Origin of the sequence: Cellulomonas sp. PhB150 (assembly GCF_003755175.1) — a bacterium.
In the GTDB taxonomy this organism is placed as follows: Bacteria; Actinomycetota; Actinomycetes; order Actinomycetales; family Cellulomonadaceae; genus Cellulomonas.
The window spans coordinates 1309654-1328709 of record NZ_RKHX01000001.1; the positions used below are offsets into that span (position 1 = coordinate 1309654).

The 19056-nt window shown below is 71.8% G+C and carries 16 protein-coding genes; all 16 read right to left on the minus strand.

What is annotated here, in order from left to right:
- Positions 1 to 23: 23 nt before the first annotated feature.
- Genes EDF34_RS06065 through EDF34_RS06140 form a run of 16 tightly spaced genes read right to left on the minus strand, consistent with a single transcriptional unit; the run spans position 24 to position 18809 of the window.
- The gene (locus tag EDF34_RS06065; protein ID WP_123370360.1) at positions 24 to 1031 is read right to left on the minus strand and encodes a polyprenyl synthetase family protein; all 1008 of its coding nucleotides are present in this window, start codon (positions 1029 to 1031) and stop codon (positions 24 to 26) included.
- A 38-nt stretch (positions 1032 to 1069) separates the two neighbouring features.
- Positions 1070 to 2737 (minus strand): NADH-quinone oxidoreductase subunit NuoN, encoded by a 1668-nt coding sequence (gene nuoN / locus EDF34_RS06070; protein ID WP_123370361.1) that lies wholly within the window; start codon positions 2735 to 2737, stop codon positions 1070 to 1072.
- A complete protein-coding gene (locus EDF34_RS06075; protein ID WP_123370362.1) occupies positions 2734 to 4272 on the minus strand; it encodes an NADH-quinone oxidoreductase subunit M in 1539 nt (512 codons plus the stop codon). The genes nuoN and EDF34_RS06075 overlap by 4 nt, the downstream gene beginning before the upstream one ends.
- Before the next feature lie 15 nt (positions 4273 to 4287).
- Positions 4288 to 6240 (minus strand): NADH-quinone oxidoreductase subunit L, encoded by a 1953-nt coding sequence (nuoL, locus tag EDF34_RS06080; RefSeq protein WP_233575199.1) that lies wholly within the window; start codon positions 6238 to 6240, stop codon positions 4288 to 4290.
- A 46-nt stretch (positions 6241 to 6286) separates the two neighbouring features.
- Positions 6287 to 6586 (minus strand): NADH-quinone oxidoreductase subunit NuoK, encoded by a 300-nt coding sequence (nuoK, locus tag EDF34_RS06085; protein WP_123370363.1) that lies wholly within the window; start codon positions 6584 to 6586, stop codon positions 6287 to 6289.
- Positions 6583 to 7488: an NADH-quinone oxidoreductase subunit J gene (locus EDF34_RS06090; protein WP_123370364.1), complete on the minus strand. Its 906-nt coding sequence runs from the start codon at positions 7486 to 7488 to the stop codon at positions 6583 to 6585. The genes nuoK and EDF34_RS06090 overlap by 4 nt, the downstream gene beginning before the upstream one ends.
- The gene (gene nuoI / locus EDF34_RS06095) at positions 7485 to 8315 is read right to left on the minus strand and encodes an NADH-quinone oxidoreductase subunit NuoI (protein ID WP_370450029.1); all 831 of its coding nucleotides are present in this window, start codon (positions 8313 to 8315) and stop codon (positions 7485 to 7487) included. Before nuoI ends, EDF34_RS06090 begins: the two co-directional genes overlap by 4 nt.
- The gene (gene nuoH, locus EDF34_RS06100; RefSeq protein WP_123370365.1) at positions 8308 to 9654 is read right to left on the minus strand and encodes an NADH-quinone oxidoreductase subunit NuoH; all 1347 of its coding nucleotides are present in this window, start codon (positions 9652 to 9654) and stop codon (positions 8308 to 8310) included. The genes nuoI and nuoH overlap by 8 nt, the downstream gene beginning before the upstream one ends.
- Complete coding sequence (locus tag EDF34_RS06105; protein WP_123370366.1) at positions 9654 to 12215, minus strand: NADH-quinone oxidoreductase subunit G; 2562 nt, start codon at positions 12213 to 12215, stop codon at positions 9654 to 9656. The genes nuoH and EDF34_RS06105 overlap by 1 nt, the downstream gene beginning before the upstream one ends.
- Entirely contained in the window at positions 12212 to 13543 is a 1332-nt protein-coding gene (gene nuoF / locus EDF34_RS06110) for an NADH-quinone oxidoreductase subunit NuoF (protein WP_123370367.1), read from the minus strand. Before nuoF ends, EDF34_RS06105 begins: the two co-directional genes overlap by 4 nt.
- Entirely contained in the window at positions 13543 to 14409 is an 867-nt protein-coding gene (gene nuoE, locus EDF34_RS06115) for an NADH-quinone oxidoreductase subunit NuoE (protein ID WP_123370368.1), read from the minus strand. The genes nuoF and nuoE overlap by 1 nt, the downstream gene beginning before the upstream one ends.
- Positions 14409 to 15743 (minus strand): NADH-quinone oxidoreductase subunit D, encoded by a 1335-nt coding sequence (locus EDF34_RS06120; protein WP_123370369.1) that lies wholly within the window; start codon positions 15741 to 15743, stop codon positions 14409 to 14411. Before EDF34_RS06120 ends, nuoE begins: the two co-directional genes overlap by 1 nt.
- On the minus strand, positions 15740 to 16525 hold the full coding sequence (locus tag EDF34_RS06125) for an NADH-quinone oxidoreductase subunit C (RefSeq protein WP_123370370.1): 786 nt from the start codon (positions 16523 to 16525) through the stop codon (positions 15740 to 15742). The genes EDF34_RS06120 and EDF34_RS06125 overlap by 4 nt, the downstream gene beginning before the upstream one ends.
- Positions 16522 to 17073, minus strand: a complete 552-nt coding sequence (locus EDF34_RS06130) for an NADH-quinone oxidoreductase subunit B family protein (protein ID WP_118766123.1) — start codon at positions 17071 to 17073, stop codon at positions 16522 to 16524. Before EDF34_RS06130 ends, EDF34_RS06125 begins: the two co-directional genes overlap by 4 nt.
- A 37-nt stretch (positions 17074 to 17110) precedes the next feature.
- Entirely contained in the window at positions 17111 to 17473 is a 363-nt protein-coding gene (locus EDF34_RS06135; protein WP_118766124.1) for an NADH-quinone oxidoreductase subunit A, read from the minus strand.
- A gap of 40 nt (positions 17474 to 17513) precedes the next feature.
- Entirely contained in the window at positions 17514 to 18809 is a 1296-nt protein-coding gene (locus EDF34_RS06140; RefSeq protein ID WP_123370371.1) for a geranylgeranyl reductase family protein, read from the minus strand.
- Positions 18810 to 19056 lie beyond the last annotated feature (247 nt).

The window sequence follows — 19056 nt, forward strand, 5'->3', positions numbered from 1 at the left end:
AGATCCGCGGCCTGCGGCGGGCCTCAGGAGGCGCGGTCGACCAGCAGGTCGGCGAACGCGACGAGCGCGTCCTTGACGGGCCCGTCGGGCAGCGGCGCGAGCTCGGCCGACGCGCTGTGGGCCAGGGCGACCGCGCGCTGCCGGGTGAGCTCGACGACAGGGTGCTGGGAGAGGGCGGCCACGGCGGCCGCGAGCGCCTCGTCGCCGGACAGGTCGGCGTCCAGGAGGGCGAGCGCGGCGCGGTCCTCGTCGGTCGCGTCCGGGCCCGTGGCGCGGGCGCGCAGCAGCAGCGCGGGCATCGTCGGGACCCCCTCGCGCAGGTCGGTCCCGGGCGTCTTGCCGGTCACCGAGCCGTCGGAGGTGAGGTCGATGACGTCGTCGGCCAGCTGGAACGCGACACCGATGCGCTCGCCGAACGCCGTGACGGTCGCGACCACCTGCGGCGGGCAGCCGGCGAACATCGCGCCCAGCCGCGCGGAGGTGGCGATCAGCGAAGCGGTCTTGTCCGCGAGGACCTGCAGGTAGTGCTCGACCGGGTCCTCGTCGGGGCGCGGCCCGACCGTCTCGTGGAGCTGGCCCAGGCACAGCCGCTCGAACGTGGCCGACTGGATGCGGACCGCCTCGGGCCCGAGGCCGGCCACCGTGGACGACGCACGCGCGAACAGCAGGTCGCCCGTGAGGATCGCGACCGAGTTGCCCCACACCTCGTGCGCCGAGGGGGCACCCCGGCGCAGCGGCGCGGAGTCCATGACGTCGTCGTGGTACAGCGTGGCGAGGTGGGTCAGCTCGACCACCACCGCGGCGTCGAGGACCTCGCGCCGGCTCCCGTCGCCGAGCTCGGCGGTCAGCAGCGTGAGCACGGGGCGCAACCTCTTGCCGCCGGCGTTGACGAGGTGGCGCGAGGCCGTGTCCGCCAGGGCGTCGGCGTGCGCGACGGCGTCACGCAGCCGCTCCTCGACGAGGGCGAGGCGCGCCGTCAGTCGCTCGGCAAGGGCCGGGTCGGCCAGCGGGATGGCCGTCGTCGAAGTCACGGGACGAACCTATCTCGCCCCGCGGGTGGTCACCGCACTCACGGCAGGAACGTCGACATGTGGGAGATGGCGTCGAGCACCGGCGTCGGGAACACGCCGAGCACGATCGTGGTCACCGCGCACAGGGCGATCGCGATGGCCGCGAAGCCCTCCGTGCCGACCACGGTGGTCGTCAGCGCGGGCGCCTTCTCGGCCACCAGGGTCGCGACGGCGGGCGTGGCACCACCCTCGAGGACGACGTCCGACTCCACGGGTGCCGGGGCGGCAGCGGGTGCCTCGTCGGCCGGGGCGTCCGAGAAGAACATCAGCACGACGATGCGCACGTAGAAGAACGCGGCACCGGCCGAGGCGAGCACGCCGAGCAGCGCGAGCGGCCAGGCGCCGCCGTCGACCGCGGCCGAGAACACGCCGAACTTCCCGACGAACCCCGCGGTGAGCGGGATCCCCGCGAACGAGAACAGGAACAGGGCGAACGCGCCGGCGTGCCACGGGTGCCGCCGGCCGATGCCGGCCCACTGCGACAGGTGCGTGGCCTCGCCGAGGACCACCCCGTCCGCGTCACGCTCGCGCACCAGCCAGACCACGCCGAACGCGCCGATCGTCGCGGCGCCGTAGACGAGCAGGTAGAACAGGACCGCGGACACCCCGGCGCTGTCGAGCGCGACGACACCGGTGAGGATGAAGCCGGCGTGGGCGACCGAGGAGTAGGCCAGGAGCCGCTTCATGTCCGTCTGGACCATCGCGATGACCGTGCCGACGACCATCGTCAGGATCGTCACGGTCCACAGCACCACGTCGATGTCCCACTGCAGGCCGGGGATGACGGTGTAGACCACGCGCAGCAGGGCGCCGAACGCGGCCACCTTGGTGCACGCGGCCATGAAGCCGGTGATCGGGGTCGGAGCGCCCTGGTAGACGTCGGGGGTCCACGCGTGGAACGGGACGGCGCCGATCTTGAACAGGAGCCCCGCGAGGACCATGACGGACCCGACGAGCAGCAGCGTGTCCAGGCCGGACGGGTTCTGGGTGGCCGCGGCGATGTCCGCGTAGCTGAGCGAGCCCGCGTAGCCGTAGACCAGTCCGATGCCGAACAGCATCAGGGCGGACGCGAACGCGCCGAGCAGGAAGTACTTCATGGCCGCCTCCTGCGAGAGCAGCCGGCGACGACGCGCCATGCCCGTCAGGAGGTACAGCGGCAGCGACAGGACCTCGAGCGCGACGAACAGCGTCAGCAGGTCGCCCGTGGCGGGGAAGATCAGCATGCCGCCGGTGGCGAACAGCACGAGGGGGTAGACCTCGGTCTGCGTCAGGCCGTGGCGCCGAGCCAGCTCCTCGTAGTCCGAGCCGGGCACGGACGCGGCGGACGGCGCGAAGGCGTCCTCGCCGGTGCTCGTCCGGTCGGCGATGATCAGCAGCGAGACCAGCGCGAGCGCCGCGATCGTGCCCTGCAGCACGAGCGTCGGGCCGTCGACGATCAGCGACGTGCCCAGCACGCGCACGCCGCCCGACGACTTCACGCCGCTCCACAGCGCGGCCACGGCCACGAGTGCGCCCGCCAGCGCGGCGCCGGAGAACGCGAGCTGCACGGTGCGCCGGTGGCGGGCCGGGACGAACGCCTCGAGCAGCACGCTGACGGCGGCGGCGCCGAGGACGATGAGGACCGGGCTCAGGTGCGCCCAGTCGACGTGCGGGGCCGTGAACGTCACGGGTTGCTCCCTTCAGCGGCGCTGGCGGGCAGGTCGGTGACGCCCACCTGCTCGAGGGTCACGGAGGCCGGCGGGCGGACCAGGTCCAGCGCGGGGCCGGGCACGAAGCCGAGGACGAGCATCGCGACCAGGAGGGGACCGACGGCCCACCGCTCACGGGTGCGCATGTCCGGCATCGACTCGAGCCCGTCGCGCACGGGACCCGTGAAGATCCGCTGGTAGGTCCACAGCACGTAGATCGCGGCGAGGACGACGCCCAGCGTGGCCACGATCGCGGCCGCCGGGTGCCGGGCGAACGTGCCCACGAGCACCAGGAACTCCGAGACGAACGTCGAGAGCCCTGGGAGCGAGAGCGCCGACAGGCCGGCGACGAGGAACGTGCCCGCCATGACGGGCACCACCTTCTGCAGCCCGCCGAAGTCGGCGATGTCCTGCGACCCGCGCCGGGCCACGAGGAACCCGGCGATGAGGAACAGGGCGCCCGTGGAGAGCCCGTGGTTGACCATGTAGAACGACGAGCCGGCCACCGACGTCGACGTGAAGGCGAAGATGCCCAGCACGATGAAGCCGAAGTGCGACACCGAGGTGTACGCGATCAGGCGCATGAGGTCCTTCTGCCCGATCGCGAGCAGCGCCCCGTAGATGATCGAGACGATCGCGAGCACGATGACGAACGGCGCGGCCCACCGCGAGGCCGCGGGGAACAGCGGCAGGCACAGCGTGAGCATCCCGAACGTGCCGACCTTGTCGAGCACGCCGACGAGCAGCACGGACGTGCCCGGGGTCGCGTTCTGGGCCGCGTCGGGCAGCCACGTGTGGACCGGGAACATCGGCGCCTTGATCGCGAACGCGAGGAAGAAGCCGGCGAACAGCCACTTCTCCAGCGTCGGGTCGATCGCCAGGTTCGTGAGGTTGTCCGTGAGGAAGCCGTCCGGGCCGCCGGGGCCCTGCAGGTACAGCGCGATGACGGCGACGAGCATGATCAGGCCGCCGGTCAGGGAGTAGATGAGGAACTTGATCGCCGCGTACCGCCGCTGCGCCCCACCGAAGGCGCCGATCATGAAGTAGACCGGGATGAGCATGGCCTCGAACAGGACGTAGAAGAAGAACACGTCCCGCGCGGCGAAGACCGCGACGATGAAGGCCTCGAGCACGAGGGCCAGGGCCAGGAAGTGCCGCAGTCGGTCGCTCGGGTCACCCTCGGAGCCCTGCTCGCGCCAGGCGGCGAGCACGACGAGGGGCACGAGCACCACGGACATGAGGATCAGCGCGAGCCCCACGCCGTCGACGCCCACGGCGTAGGAGACCCCCAGCGAGGGGATCCACTGGTGGGTCTCGAGCAGCTGGTGCTCGCCCGCCGTGCCGGTGTCGAAGGACAGGAGCGCGCCCACGCCGAGGGCGACCTCGGCGAGGGTGAAGGCGAGCGCGACGGTGCGCGTGTGGCGCCGGGCTCCGGCGGGCAGCAGCCACAGCACCGCGGCGCCCACCAGGGGCAGCACGATGAGGGCAGTCAGCCAGGGGAAGTCGGAGGACATCGTGTTGTGCGCTCCTCAGCTCTGGATGACCAGGACGGCGACGACGAGGACGACCAGACCGATGAGCATGGTCGCGGCGTAGGAACGCACGAAACCGGTCTGGGTCTTGCGGAGGATCTGGCCGAGCCCGACCGTCGTCTGGCCGATGCCGACGGCGCCGCCGTCGACCACGGCCTTGTCGGCGTAGACCAGCGAGCGGGTCAGGTGCAGACCCGGCTCAACGAGCAGGGCGTCGTTGACCGCGTCCTGGTAGAGGTCGACCCGGGCGGCACGCGTCAGCGGCGCCCCGATCGGCGGGATGACGGGCACGGTCGAGATCGCGTACCGCCGCCACGCCAGCACCGCGCCGGCGATGACGAGCACGAGCGTGAGGGCGATCAGCACCCCCGCGGGCAGCACAGGCTCGCCGTGCTCCCCGCTCCCCGTGACCGGCGCGAGCCAGTCGACGAACCGGCTCCCGGACGCGAGCACGGCACCGAGGCCGACCGAGCCGATCGCGAGGATGATCATGGGCCACGTCATCAGCCGCGAGGCCTCGTGCGGGTGCTGGTCGCCACCGTCGGCCTTGGTCGTCCAGCGGCGCTCGCCCTCGAACGTCATGAAGAACAGGCGCGACATGTAGAAGGACGTGATGCCGGCGCCGAGCAGCGCGACCATGCCGAACAGCCACGCACGCCACGTGTGCCCGTCCGTGGGGATGAACGCCGACTCGATGATCTTGTCCTTCGACCAGAAGCCCGAGAACGGCGGGACGCCCAGGATCGCGAGCCAGCCGGCGCCGAAGGTCACGTACGTGATCTTCATGTACCGGGCCAGCCCGCCGAACCGGCGCATGTCGACCTGGTCGTCCATGCCGTGCATCACGGAGCCGGCGCCCAGGAACATGCCAGCCTTGAAGAAGCCGTGCGTCACCAGGTGGAAGATCGCGAACGCGTAGCCGACGGGCCCGAGGCCCGCGGCGAGCACCATGTAGCCGATCTGGGACATCGTCGACGCCGCCAGCGCCTTCTTGATGTCGTCCTTCGCGCAGCCGACGATGGCCCCGAAGAGCAGCGTGATCGCGCCGACAATGACGACGACGAGCTGCGCGGTCGGCGCGGCGTCGAAGATGGCCGACGACCGCACGATCAGGTAGACGCCGGCCGTGACCATCGTGGCCGCGTGGATCAGCGCGGACACCGGCGTGGGGCCGGCCATCGCGTCGCCGAGCCAGGACTGCAGCGGGAACTGCGCCGACTTGCCGCACGCGGCGAGCAGCAGCATGAGCCCGATGCCGGTCAGCGTGGCCTGCGAGACGCCGGACATGTCCGCGCCGAGCACGGTGCCGAAGTCGACGCCGCCGAACGTCGCGAACATCAGCCCGAGCGCGACGATCAGCCCGATGTCACCGATGCGGTTGGCGACGAACGCCTTCTTGGCCGCGACCGCGTACGGCGTGCGGTGGTTCCAGAAGCCGATGAGCAGGTACGACGCGAGGCCGACGCCCTCCCAGCCGACGAACATCAGCAGGTAGCTGTCCGCGAGGACGAGCACGAGCATCGCCGCGACGAACAGGTTGAGGTAGGCGAAGAACCGCCTCCGGTCCCGGTCGTGGTCCATGTACGCCACGGAGTAGATGTGAATCAGGGTGCCGACGAACGTCACGAGGAGCACGAACGTCATCGACAGCGGGTCGAGGCGCATGCCGGCGTCGAGGTGGAACGCACCGGCGTCGATCCACGTCCCCAGGTGCACGTCCAGGACGCGTGAGCTCGAGTCGCGGCCGAGCATGGCCAGGAACGTCAGCAGGCCGATGACGAACGCCCCGGCCGAGGCCAGCACGCCGAGCCAGTGGCCCCACCTGTCGGAGCGCCGGCCGAGCAGCAGCAGGAGCGCGGCGGAGGCCAGCGGCAGGCCGACGAGCAGCGGTGCGACGGCGTAGATGCCGGCACGGACGGGCTCGGCGGTCGACGGACCGATCTCGCTCATGGGCACGCTCGTCGCCCAGGACATCAGGGTGTGCACGGTCCGCCCCTCAGCTCTTCAGCAGGTTGACGTCGTCGACCGAGGCCGAGCGTCGGGTTCGGTAGATGGACACGATGATCGCGAGGCCGACGACGACCTCGGCGGCGGCCACGACCATGACGAAGAACGCGAGCACCTGCCCGTCGAGCTGGCCGTGCATCCGCGAGAACGTCACGAGCAGCAGGTTCGTCGCGTTGAGCATGAGCTCGACGCCCATGAACACGATGATCGCGTTGCGCCGCAGCAGCACCGTGGCGGCGCCGATCGAGAACAGGATCCCGGCGAGGACCAGGTAGTGGTCGAGGCTCACTTGCCGTCCCCCTCGAGGTCGACGCCGGCGACGGCGTCCGCGATGTCGGGCGCGTTGACGGGCTGGCCCGCGGGGTCCGCCGCGGGGGGCGGGTTCGTCGCGTCGCCCTTGGCCGACCGGCCGGCCAGGACCCTGTCGATCCGGGCCGCGTACTCGGCGGCGTCCGCCTCCTGGCCGCGCACGCGCAGCACGCGCGGCACGGAGGACTCGATCGGGTCGCCGTACGGGTCGAGCGCCGGCACGTCCATCGCGTTGTGCCGGGCGTAGACGCCGGGCGCGGGCAGGGGGGCCAGGTGGTGGCCGCCCTCGACGCGCAGGTCGGCGAGCTCGCGCTGGCCCCGCTTGGGGGTCAGGCGACGGCGGTGCGTGAGCACCAGGGCGCCGAGCGCCGCGGTGACCAGCAGCGCGCCGACGACCTCCATCGCGAACACGTGCTGGGAGAAGATCACGCGAGCGACGCCCTCGGGGTTGGTCGGGGCGTTCGCCTCGTCCAGGCCCACCGGGTCCGGGTAGAGCGCGGTGCCGAGCACGCCCGCGAGCACGGCGGCGAGGCCGAGCCCGGCGAGCCAGCCGGCCCAGCGCTGTCCGCGGATGGTCTCGACGAGCGAGTCCGACGAGCCGACGCCGACGAGCATGAGGACGAACAGGAACAGCATCATGATCGCGCCGGTGTAGACGACCACCTGGACCACGCCGAGGAACACCGCGCCCTGCGCGACGTACATGAATGCGAGCGAGATCATCACGACGATGAGCGACAGGGCCGCGTGCACGGCCTTGCGGGCGAACAGCAGGCCGAACGCGGCGAGCACCATGACGGGCGCGAGGACCCAGAACAGGGCCTCCTCGGCACCCGACGTCTGCGTCCCGCCGGCCAGGGCCGCGTGGACCACGGCGCTCATCGGCGGCCCTGCTTGTTCGCGGCGGCGACCAGGCGGGCCATCTCCGCGGCCGTCTCCGCCGCCTCGTGCTGCGTCGCGTTGGCGGCGTCGACGCCGTCGCCCTCCGGCAGCGTGGCGTCGTCGGGCCGACGCTCGCGCACCCAGGCCTGCTGCGCCTCGGTGGCTCCCGTGACCTCGCCGCGGTAGTACTCCGTGTCGGTGGTCCCCTCGACCATCGGGTGCGGCGCGGAGAGCATCCCCTCGCGCAGCGGCGCGAGCAGGTCCTGCTTCTCCCAGATCATCCCGGCGCGCGTGGGGCCCGCGAGCTCGTACTCGTTGGTCATGGTCAGCGCGCGGGTGGGGCAGGCCTCGATGCACAGCCCGCAGAAGATGCAGCGCAGGTAGTTGATCTGGTAGACCGCGCCGTACCGCTCGCCTGGCGAGCGCTGGTTGTCGGGGGTGTTGTCCGCGCCCTCGACGTAGATCGCGTCGGCCGGGCAGGCCCACGCGCACAGCTCGCAGCCGATGCACTTCTCCAGGCCGTCCGCGTAGCGGTTGAGCTGGTGGCGACCGTGGTACCGCGGCTTGGCAGGCACCTTCTCCGAGGGGTACTCCTCGGTGACGGTCGGCCGGAACATGTTCGAGAGCGTGACGCCGAACCCGCCGACCGGGGCGAGGAAGCCCCGCACGCCGCCGGCCGGCTTCATGAGCGGCTCGTAGCTCGCGGGCGCGCCGACGTCACCGACGGGTGAGCGCTTCTCGACGTCCTGGGCCTGCGGCTTCGGTGCGGGCTCGGCCGCCGGGCGCGCGACCTGCCGGCTCGTGGGCTTCTTGCTGGGCTCAGCCACCGTGCACCTCCGGTTCCGTCGTGGTCGTGTCGGGGACCTCGCTCGTCGTCGACCCGACGAGCGCGGCGTCGGCGCGGCGCTGGGCGCGCGGCGACGGGGGCAGCACCTGGCCGGGCATCGGGGGCACCGGGTACCCGCCCGCGAACGGGTCGAAGACCTGCGGGCCCGCCGGTGGTGGTGCCACCGGCTTCTTCTTCTCCGGTATCAGCAGGCTCACGACGACGAACAGGCCGAGGACCCCCGCGACGACGAAGAGGGCGGTCCGGTCGATGTGCCAGAACGTGCGCAGCCCCTGCACCAGGGCGACGAGCACGACCCACACGAGCGCCGCGGGGATGAGCCGCTTCCAGCCGATGTTCATGAACTGGTCGTACCGGAAGCGCAGCACCGAGCCGCGGACCCAGACGAAGAAGAACATGACGGCCCAGAGCTTGACGAGGAACCACAGCACCGGCCACCAGCCGGTGTTGAACATCCCGTCGTTGATCGCCGAGATCGGCCACGGCGCGCGCCACCCGCCGAGGAACAGCGTCGTCGCGACGGCCGAGACGTTGAGCATGTTGATGTACTCCGCCAGGAAGAACCAGGCGAACTTCATCGACGAGTACTCGGTCATGTAGCCGGAGACGAGCTCGCCCTCGGCCTCGGGCAGGTCGAACGGCAGGCGGTTGGTCTCGCCGACCATCGAGATCACGTAGATGACGAAGGCGGGCAGCAGCGGCAGGACCCACCAGATGGTGTGCTGCGAGCTGACGATCTGCGACGTGGACATCGAGCCGGCCAGCAGGAACACGCTGACGAGCGACAGGCCCATCGCGAGCTCGTAGGAGATGACCTGCGCGGTGGAGCGGACCGAGCCGAGCAGCGGGTACGTCGAGTTGGACGCCCAGCCGCCGAGCACGATGCCGTACACGCCGACCGATGCGCAGGCCAGGATGTAGAGCACCGCGACGGGGAAGTCGGTCAGCTGCAGCGGCGTCTCGTGCCCGAACAGGTTCACGGACGGCCCGAGCGGGATGACGGCGAACGTCAGCAGCGAGCAGAACACGGCGATCATCGGCGCGACGACGTAGACGATCTTGTCGGCCGCCGTGACGGTCATGTCCTCCTTGAACAGGAGCTTCATGGCGTCGGCGAGCGACTGCAGCAGGCCGAACGGACCGTGCACGTTGGGGCCGGGCCGCACCTGCATGCGCGCGACGACCTTGCGCTCGAACCAGATCGCGAACAGCACGCTGGTGAGCAGGAACACGATGATGACGACGGCCTTGATGACCCACAGCCACCAGGTGTCGTTGCTGAAGTCCGCCCCTCCGGGCGCGACCGCGGCTGCGAGCATCACGCCACCTCCGTGCTTCCTGCTGCGACGCGGACGAGATCGCCGGCGTCGGCGTGCAGCGTGTCCCGCACCGCGGAGCCCGGCGCGTTCGTCGGCAGCCAGACCACGTGGTCCGGCATGTCCGTCACGGCGACCGGCAGCGTGATCGTGCCGGCGTCCGTGCTGACCGCGAGCGCGCCGCCGTCGGCGACTCCCGCGGCAGCGGCGGTGCCGGCCGAGATGCGGGCGACCGGGCGCTTGGCGGTGCCCGCCAGGTGCTGCTCGCCGGACTGCAGGCGCCCGTTGTCGAGCAGCTGGTGCCAGGTGGCCAGGACAGCGGTGCCGGGCGCGACGGCCGGGGGCTCGTCCGCTCCCACGGCGGGCGCGGCGGCGCGGGCGCCGTCCCAGCCGCCGATCTGGTCGAGCTCGGCGTGCACCTCGGCCAGGGACCCGAGGCCGAGCACGACGCCCAGCTCGTCCGCCAGGCGGTCGAGCACGCGGTGGTCGGGCAGGGCGTGCGACACGAGCGCCTGGGGGAACGGCCGTGGCCGGCCCTCCCACGTGACGAAGGTGCCGCCGCGCTCGACCGGCGGCGCGACCGGCAGGACGACGTCCGCGCGGTCGGTCACCTCCGACGCGCGCACCTCGAGCGACACGAGGAAGCCGACGCGGTCCAGCGCGTCGCGCACCAGGGCGGGGTCGGGCAGGTCGGCGGGCTCGAGGCCGCCGACGAGCAGGCCGCCCAGGCTCCCGTCGCGCGCACCGGCCACGATCTCGCCGGTGCTGCGGCCGGGGGCCGAGGGCAGCGAGCCCACGTCCCACGCCGCCGCCAGGTCCACGCGTGCGGCCCCGTCGGCGACGGTCCGCCCGCCCGGCAGCGTGTTCGGCAGCAGGCCGGCCTCGACCGCACCCCGCTCCCCCGCGCGGCGCGGGACCCACGCGAGGCGGGCACCCGTGCGCTCGGCGAGCGCCAGGACGGCGGTGAAGCCGCCCGGGACGGTCGCGAGCCGCTCGCCCACGAGGATCACGGCGTCGTCGGCCGCCAGGAGCTCGGCCGTCGCGCCGAGCTGGTCCGACGCGCCGTCGACGATGCCGTCGAGCACCTCGGCCTCGGTCCCGGGTGCGGCGGCCAGGAGCGTGCCCGAGAGGCGCTCGAGCCCGCGGCTCGCCAGCGCGGCCACGGAGACCACGCGCGCACGGTGGTGCACCACGGCCTGCCGCAGCCGCAGGAACAGGATGCCGGCCTCCTCCTCGGGCTCGAGCCCGACGAGCAGCACGGCGGGCGCGCGGTCCAGGTCGGCGAACGTCACCTCGAGGGTGCGGCCGGCCACGCGGTGCGCGAGGAAGGCCTCCTCCTCGTCGGAGTGCGGGCGCGCGCGCCCGTCGACGTCGTTGGTGCCGAGCACCACGCGGGCGAACTTGGCGTAGGCGTAGGCGTCCTCGAGCGTGAGCCGGCCACCCGGGAGCACGCCGACCGCGCCCGCGGCCCGCAGGCCTGCGGCCGCGGCGCCGAGCGCCTCGACCCAGCTCGCGGGAACCAGCTCGCCGCGCGTGCCGTCGTCGGTCCGCTCGCGGACCAGGGGCGTCATGATGCGGTCCGGCGCGGACTGCCACGTGAACGCGAAGCGGTCCTTGTCGCTGATCCACTCCTGGTTCACGGCCGGGTCGTCGCCCGCGAGGCGCCGCAGCACGACGCCGCGGCGGTGGTCGATCCGGATCGCCGAGCCGTTGGAGTCGTGCTCGGAGACGCCGGGCGTGGAGACCAGGTCGAACGGGCGCGAGCGGAACCGGTACGCCGCGCTGGTCAGCGCGCCGACCGGGCAGATCTGCACGGTGTTGCCCGAGAAGTAGGAAGCGAACGGCTTGCCGCTCGTGTCGAGCGTCGAGGCGCCCGTCGGGACGTCGCCCGCGAAGCCGAGGACGTCGGTGTCGAACGTGCCGATCTGCTGGTTCGCGCCGCGCTTCTGCAGGTCGATGAACACGTCGCCGGCGATCTCCTCGGAGAACCGGGTGCAGCGCTGGCACAGGATGCAGCGCTCGCGGTCGAGCAGGATCTGCGTCGAGATCGCGATCGGCTTGGCGAACGTGCGCTTGACGTCCACGAACCGGGTCGACGCGCGACCGTTGCTCATCGCCTGGTTCTGCAGGGGGCACTCGCCGCCCTTGTCGCAGACCGGGCAGTCCAGCGGGTGGTTGATGAGCAGCAGCTCCATGACGCCGTGCTGCGCCTTGTCGGCCTCGGCGGACGTGTGCTGCGTCTTGACCTGCATGCCCGGGGTCGCCTCGAGCGTGCAGGACGCCTGCGGCTTCGGCATCTTCGCCAGCTTGCCGTCGCGGCCGGGCGCCCAGACCTCGACCAGGCACTGCCGGCACGCCCCGGCGGGCGCGAGCAGCGGGTGGTCGCAGAAGCGCGGGATCTGGATGCCCAGCTCCTCGGCAGCGCGGATGACGAGCGTGCCCTTGGGCGCGGAGGTCTCGATGCCGTCGATGCTGAACGCCACGGTCTCGACGTCGGTGGGCGCCACGGGCACCGGTGCTGCCGGGACCAGCGACGTGGTCGGGTTGGCCGATGTGATCGTCATGCGTGCACCCCCGCGAGAGCCTTGCGCGGCCTGTAGTCGAACAGCGCGCTGCGCTCCGGCGGGAAGAGCACGTCGGCCGGCGTGTGGCAGCCGGCCTCGAACTCCTCCCGGAAGTACTGCACCGCGCTCGTGATGGGGCTCGTCGCGCCGTCGCCCAGGGCGCAGAACGCGCGGCCCAGGATGTTGTCGCACAGGTCGAGCAGCAGGTCGATGTCGGCCGGCGTGCCCTGCCCGCGCTCGATGCGCTGCAGCACCTGGGCCAGCCAGAACGTGCCCTCGCGGCACGGCGTGCACTTGCCGCAGGACTCGTGCTTGTAGAACTCGGTCCACCGCGTCACCGCGCGGACCACGGACGTGGTCTCGTCGAAGATCTGCAGCGCGCGCGTGCCGAGCATCGACCCTGCCGCGCCCACCGACTCGTAGTCGAGCGGGACGTCGAGGTGCTCGGCCGTGAAGATCGGGGTCGACGAGCCGCCGGGGGTCCAGAACTTCAGCGCCCGGCCCCCGCGCATGCCGCCGGCCATCTCGAGCAGCTCGCGCAGCGTGATGCCGAGCGGCGCCTCGTACTGGCCGGGGTTGGTCACGTGGCCCGACAGGCTGAACAGGCCGTGGCCCGTGGAGCGCTCCGTGCCCATCGACGTGAACCAGCCCGCGCCGCCGACGACGATCCCCGGGACCGACGCGATCGACTCGACGTTGTTGACCACGGTGGGCCGGGCGTAGAGGCCGGCGACCGCGGGGAACGGCGGCTTGAGCCGCGGCTGGCCGCGCAGGCCCTCGAGCGAGTCGAGCAGCGCGGTCTCCTCGCCGCAGATGTAGGCGCCCGCACCCGCGTGCACCGTGATCTCCAGGTCGTAGCCGGAGCCGAGGATGTCGCTGCCGACGTAGCCCGCCGCGCGGGCCTCCTCGACGGCCTTGAGGAGTCGCCGGTAGACGTGCAGCACCTCGCCGCGCACGTAGATGAAGGCGTGGTGGCACCCGATCGCGTACGACGTGATGATCACGCCCTCGATCAGGTGCTGCGGGCTGGCCATCATGAGCGGGATGTCCTTGCACGTCCCGGGCTCGGACTCGTCGGCGTTCACGACGAGGTAGCGCGGGCCACCGTCGGGCGCGGGCAGGAAGCCCCACTTCATGCCCGTCGGGAAGCCTGCGCCGCCGCGGCCCCGCAGGCCGGACTCCTTGACCATCGTCACGACGTCGGGCGCCTGCATGTCCAGGGCGCGACGCAGGCCGCGGTAGCCGCCGTTGGCCTCGTACGTCTCGAGGGCCCACGAGCGGTCGGCGTCCCAGAAGGCGCTCAGCACGGGCGCCAGGGTCGTGGCCATCAGGACTCCTTCGCGTCGGTCGAGGCCTGCTTCTTCTGCTCGGCCTCGGCCGAGACGTCGCTGCCCGTGGTGGCCGGGCGTTCCGCGCTCGACTGCTCCTCGCCGGGCTGCGGCTGGTGCGTCGCGCCGCCGGTGCCGGCCTCGCTCGTCGAGCCGGACTCGTCGCCGGGGAACGCCGGCGCCTGCCAGCCCTTCTCGCGTGCCAGCCGCGTGCCGATCACGGTCGGCCCGCCGGCCCCGACGCCCTCGTCGGCCCGGCCGTCCTCGAACCCGGCGAGCACGCGGGACATGGCCTTGAAGCTGATCACCGAGTCCGCGCCGCGCGTCGGCGCCACGGGCCGGCCGGCGCGCAGCGCGTCGGCGAGCTCGGCGGCCGAGCCGGGCGTCTGGTTGTCGAAGAACTCCCAGTTGACCATCACCACGGGGGCGTAGTCGCAGGCCGCGTTGCACTCGATGCGCTCGAGCGTGATCGCGCCGTCGTCGGTCGTCTCGTCGTGGCCGACGCCCAGGTGGTCCGCGAGGTGCTCCCAGATCGCGTCGCCGCCCATCACGGCGCACAGCGTGTTGGTGCACACGCCCACGGTGTACTCGCCGTTGGGGTGGCGCTTGTACTGCGTGTAGAAGGTCGCGACCGCGGACACCTCGGCGGTGCTCAGACCGAGCGTCGACGCGCAGAACGCGATGCCGCGGGGGCTGACGTAGCCGTCCTCCGACTGCACCAGGTGCAGCATCGGCAGCAGCGCCGAGCGCTCTTGGGGGTAGCGGGCGATGATCGCCGCGGAGTCCGCGGCGAGGCGCGCGCGCGTCTCCTCGTCGTACGCGGTCCGGTGCGTCTGCCCGGGGGTACGGCCAGCCTCGACGGACATCAGCGGTCCACCCCTCCCAGCACAGGGTCGAGGGACGCGACGGCGACGACGACGTCGGCCACCTGCCCGCCCTCGCACATGATCGACGTGGCCTGCAGGTTGTTGAAGCTCGGGTCCCGGAAGTGCGCGCGGTAAGGGCGCGTGCCGCCGTCGGAGACCAGGTGCACGCCGAGCTCGCCGCGCGGGTGCTCGACCGTCTGGAACACCTGCCCGGCCGGGACCCGGAAGCCCTCGGTCACCAGCTTGAAGTGGTGGATGAGCGACTCCATCGAGGTGCCCATGATCTCGCGGATGTGGTCGAGCGAGTTGCCCATGCCGTCCGTGCCGATCGCGAGCTGCGCGGGCCAGGCGATCTTCTTGTCCTCGACCATCACCGGGCCGGCGTTGGTGTCGAGGCGGTCCAGGGCCTGCTCGACGATGCGCACGGACTGGTGGATCTCCTCCATGCGCAGCACGATGCGCGCCCACGAGTCCGCGTCGGTGGCCGTCGGGACGTCGAAGTCGTACGTCTCGTACCCGCAGTACGGGTCGGACTTGCGCACGTCGTACGGCAGGCCCGAGCTGCGCAGCACGGGTCCCGTGATGCCCAGGCCCATGCAGCCGGCGAGGCCCAGGTAGCCGACGCCCTTGGTGCGCAGGTGCAGGATCGGGTTGGCCAGCATGAGCTCCTCGAGCTGGGCCACGTAGTGCTTGACGTTGACCAGCGCGTCGCGGGTCGCCTGGACCGCGCCCGGGGGCAGGTCCTGCGCGACGCCGCCGGGGCGGATGTACGCGTGGTTCATGCGCAGGCCGGAGATGAGCTCGAAGATCCGCAGGATCTCCTCGCGCGCCGTGAAGCCGACGGTCATGATCGTCGTCGCGCCCAGCTCGTTGCCGCCGGTGGCCAGGCACACGAGGTGGGAGGTGATCCGGTTGAGCTCCATCATCAGCACGCGGATCACCGACGCCCGCTCGGGGATGTCGTCGGTGATGCCGAGCAGCTTCTCGACCGCGAGGCAGTAGGCGGCCTCCTGGAACAGCGGCGCGACGTAGTCCATCCGGGTGCAGAACGTCACGCCCTGCGTCCAGGTGCGGAACTCCATGTTCTTCTCGATGCCGGTGTGCAGGTAGCCGATGCCCGCGCGGGCCTCGGTCACCGTCTCGCCGTCGATCTCGAGCATGAGGCGCAGCACGCCGTGGGTGGACGGGTGCTGGGGGCCCATGTTGACGACGATGCGCTCCTCGCCGAGGCGGGCGGCCTCCTCGGCGATCTGCGACCAGTCGCCGCCGGACGCCTCGAAGAGCGGCAGGTCCGCGTCGTCGACGATCCGCGCGGTCGAGTGCGTGGTGCTCATGAGTAGGACCTCCGCTGGTCCGCGGGCGGGATGGTCGCGCCCTTGTACTCGACGGGGATCCCGCCGAGGGGGTAGTCCTTGCGCTGCGGGTGCCCGGGCCAGTCGTCGGGCATCTCGATGCGGGCCAGACCGGGGTGGCCGTCAAAGATCAGGCCGAAGAAGTCGAACGTCTCGCGCTCGTGCCAGTCGTTGGCCGGGTAGACCCCGGTGGTCGACGGGACGTGCGGGTCCGCGTCGGACGCCGCGACCTCGAGCCGGAGCCGCCGGCCGTGCGTGACCGAGACGAGCTGGTAGACGGCGTGCAGCTCGCGGCCGTGCTCGTGCGGGTAGTGCACGCCGCTGACGCCGAGGCTGAGCTCGAAGCGCAGGTCCTGGTCGTCGCGCAGCGCCTGGGCGACCTCGACGAGGTGCGCCTTCGCGACGTGCAGCGTGAGCTCGCCGCGGTCGACGACAACGTACTCGATCGCCTGGGCGTAGCCGGTGCCGGACTCGTCGAGCACCTCGGTGAGGATGTCGACGACCTCGTCGAACCAGCCGCCGTAGGGGCGCTCGGACGGGCCGGGCAGCGCGATCGTCGTGACCAGGCCGCCGTAGCCCGAGGTGTCGCCCGTGCCGTGCGCGCCGAACAGGCCGCGACGGACGTCGACGACCTCGAACGCGGTGCGGCCGGTGTGCTGCGAGCCCGCCTCGAGCGCGGCCTTGCTGGTGTCCTGGGCGCCGGTGGTGGCGTCGCCCGGCTTCACCGCTGCCGCGGCATCGGACTTCTCGGTCGGTTCCGTCATCGCAGCAGGCCCGTCATGTGCGACGTGGGCGTCGCGGCCAGTGCGGCGGCCTCGGCGGCGGCGGCGGCCTCCTGGCGGTTGACACCCAGGGGCTCGTTCTGGATCTGGTCGTGCAGCGTGAGGATCGCGTTGATCAGCATCTCGGGCCGGGGCGGGCAGCCGGGCAGGTAGATGTCGACGGGGACGATGTGGTCGACGCCCTGCACGATCGCGTAGTTGTTGAACATGCCGCCGCTGCTCGCGCACACGCCCATCGAGAGCACCCACTTGGGCTCGCTCATCTGGTCGTAGACCTGGCGGACGACGGGGGCCATCTTCTGGCTCACGCGCCCCGCCACGATCATCAGGTCGGCCTGGCGCGGCGAGGCACGGAAGACCTCCATGCCGATCCGGGACAGGTCGTACCGCGGCGCGCCGGCGGCCATCATCTCGATGGCGCAGCAGGCCAGGCCGAACGTCACGGGCCAGAGCGAGCCCTTGCGGAAGTAGCCGACCAGATCCTCGATCGTCGTCAGCAGGAAGCCCGACGGTGCCTCTTCGATGCCCATGCTCAGGCCGCCCTTCCGGTCGGTGCCGTGCAGATGTTCAGTCCCACTCCAGGCCCCCGCGCTTCCACTCGTACACGAAGGGGATCGTGATGAGCACGAGGAACATGAGCATCGCGACGAGGCCGAAGGCGGCCAACGTCTCGAAGCTCACGGCCCACGGGTAGAGGAAGACGACCTCGATGTCGAAGACGATGAACGTCATCGCCACGAGGTAGTACTTGATCGGGAACCGGCCGCCGCCGATGGCGTGCGGGGTCGGCTCGATGCCGCACTCGTAGGCCTCGAGCTTGGCGCGGTTGTAGCGCTTGGGGCCGACGACGGCGCTCGCGCTGACCCCGCCGATGGTCAGCACCGCAGCGATGCCCATGAGGATGAGCAGCGGGACGTACGGATTGCTCATCGCGCGTCACTCCACTTCGTCGTGGTGGTGCTGGTGGGGGTCATGCTGCCGGTGCGATCCTGGCGAGGGCCGCGATGGTCCGGTCCACCACGTCGCCGCCCCGCGGCTCGTAGCAGTCGGACAGGAGCTTGAGCACGAACTTCATGAGCAGCGGCCGCGGCAGCCCGTGCCGCGTGCAGATTCTCATGATCTCCGGGTGCTCGATCAGCCGCACGAAGTACCGGCCGAGCGTGTAGTAGCCGCCCAGGTCGTCCTTCATGCGCCGCTCGTAGGTGGCGAACGCGCGCTCGCGTCCCGCCGCGGTGCCGCGGGCCAGGCCCTGGGCGATCGCGTCGGCGGCGACGCGACCGGCCTGCAGGCCGTAGGCGATGCCCTCGCCGTTGAACGGGCTGATCATCCCGGCGGCGTCGCCCGCGAGCATCAGGCCGTTGCCGTAGAGCGGGCCGCGGTTGAAGCCCATCGGCAGCGCGGCGCCGCGCACGGGGCCGATCTGGTTCTCGGGCGTGAACTCCCACTCGGCGGGCGCGTTGCGCATCCAGGCGGCGAACAGCGCCTTGTAGTCGACCTTCGTCGCGGCGGCCGTCGAGCTCACGGAGCCGAGGCCCACGTTGGCCGTGCCGTCGCCGAGCGAGAAGATCCAGCCGTAGCCGGGCATGAGGTTGGAGCGGCCGGGCTCGCCGTCCCAGAGCTCGAGGTGCGACTCCATCCACGGGTCGTCGTGCCGCGGGGTCGTGAAGTACGTGCGGACGGCGACGCCCATGGGCCGGTCGTCGCGCTTCTGCAGGCCCATGCCGGTGGCGAGGCGCGCGCTCACGCCGTCGGCCGCGATCACGACGGGTGCGCGGTAGACGACGTCGTCGCCGGCCCGCTTGCCCGCCTCGTCGACCGGTCGGGCCGTGACGCCGAGGATGCGGCCCGTGCGCTCGTCGCGCACCGGACCTGTGACGCTCGTGCGCTCGTGGACCTTGGCACCGGCGGCGCGGGCGTGCTCGACGAGGGTGTGGTCGAACGACATCCGCGACTTCGCCAGCCCGTAGGACGGGTAGCTGGAGATCTCCGGCCAGGCCATCTCGATGCGGTGGCCGCCGCCCAGGACGCGCAGGCCCTTGTTGCGGATCCAGCCGTCCTGCTCGCGGATCGGCAGCCCCATCCGCACGAGCTCGGCGACGGCGCGCGGCGTCAGGCCGTCGCCGCAGATCTTGTCCCGGGGGAACGAGGCCTTGTCGAGGAGCAGCACGTCCAGGCCCGCGGAGGCGCAGTGGAAGGCGGCGCCGGCCCCGGCGGGACCCGCGCCGACGACGATGACGTCTGCGTCATCTGTCGCAATGTCCACCACGGGTGACCCCACTTGTGACGTTGTTCACTATCGGCTCCGGCGAGCATAACCACGAGTTCTGGGGCTGTCTGCGAAGGTATGGCTAACCTCATCCGGCCGGGTGAAGAACGGCTCGTGATCTGGGCCTCCGCAGTCGGGGCGCGCCACGACCCCGGTCCGCACGAACACGGCGATCCGGCGTCCGTTCTACTCCGCGCGGGCCGCCACCTCACTCTCGTCGGGCGGCCCCGGAGCCAGTCCTGCCAGC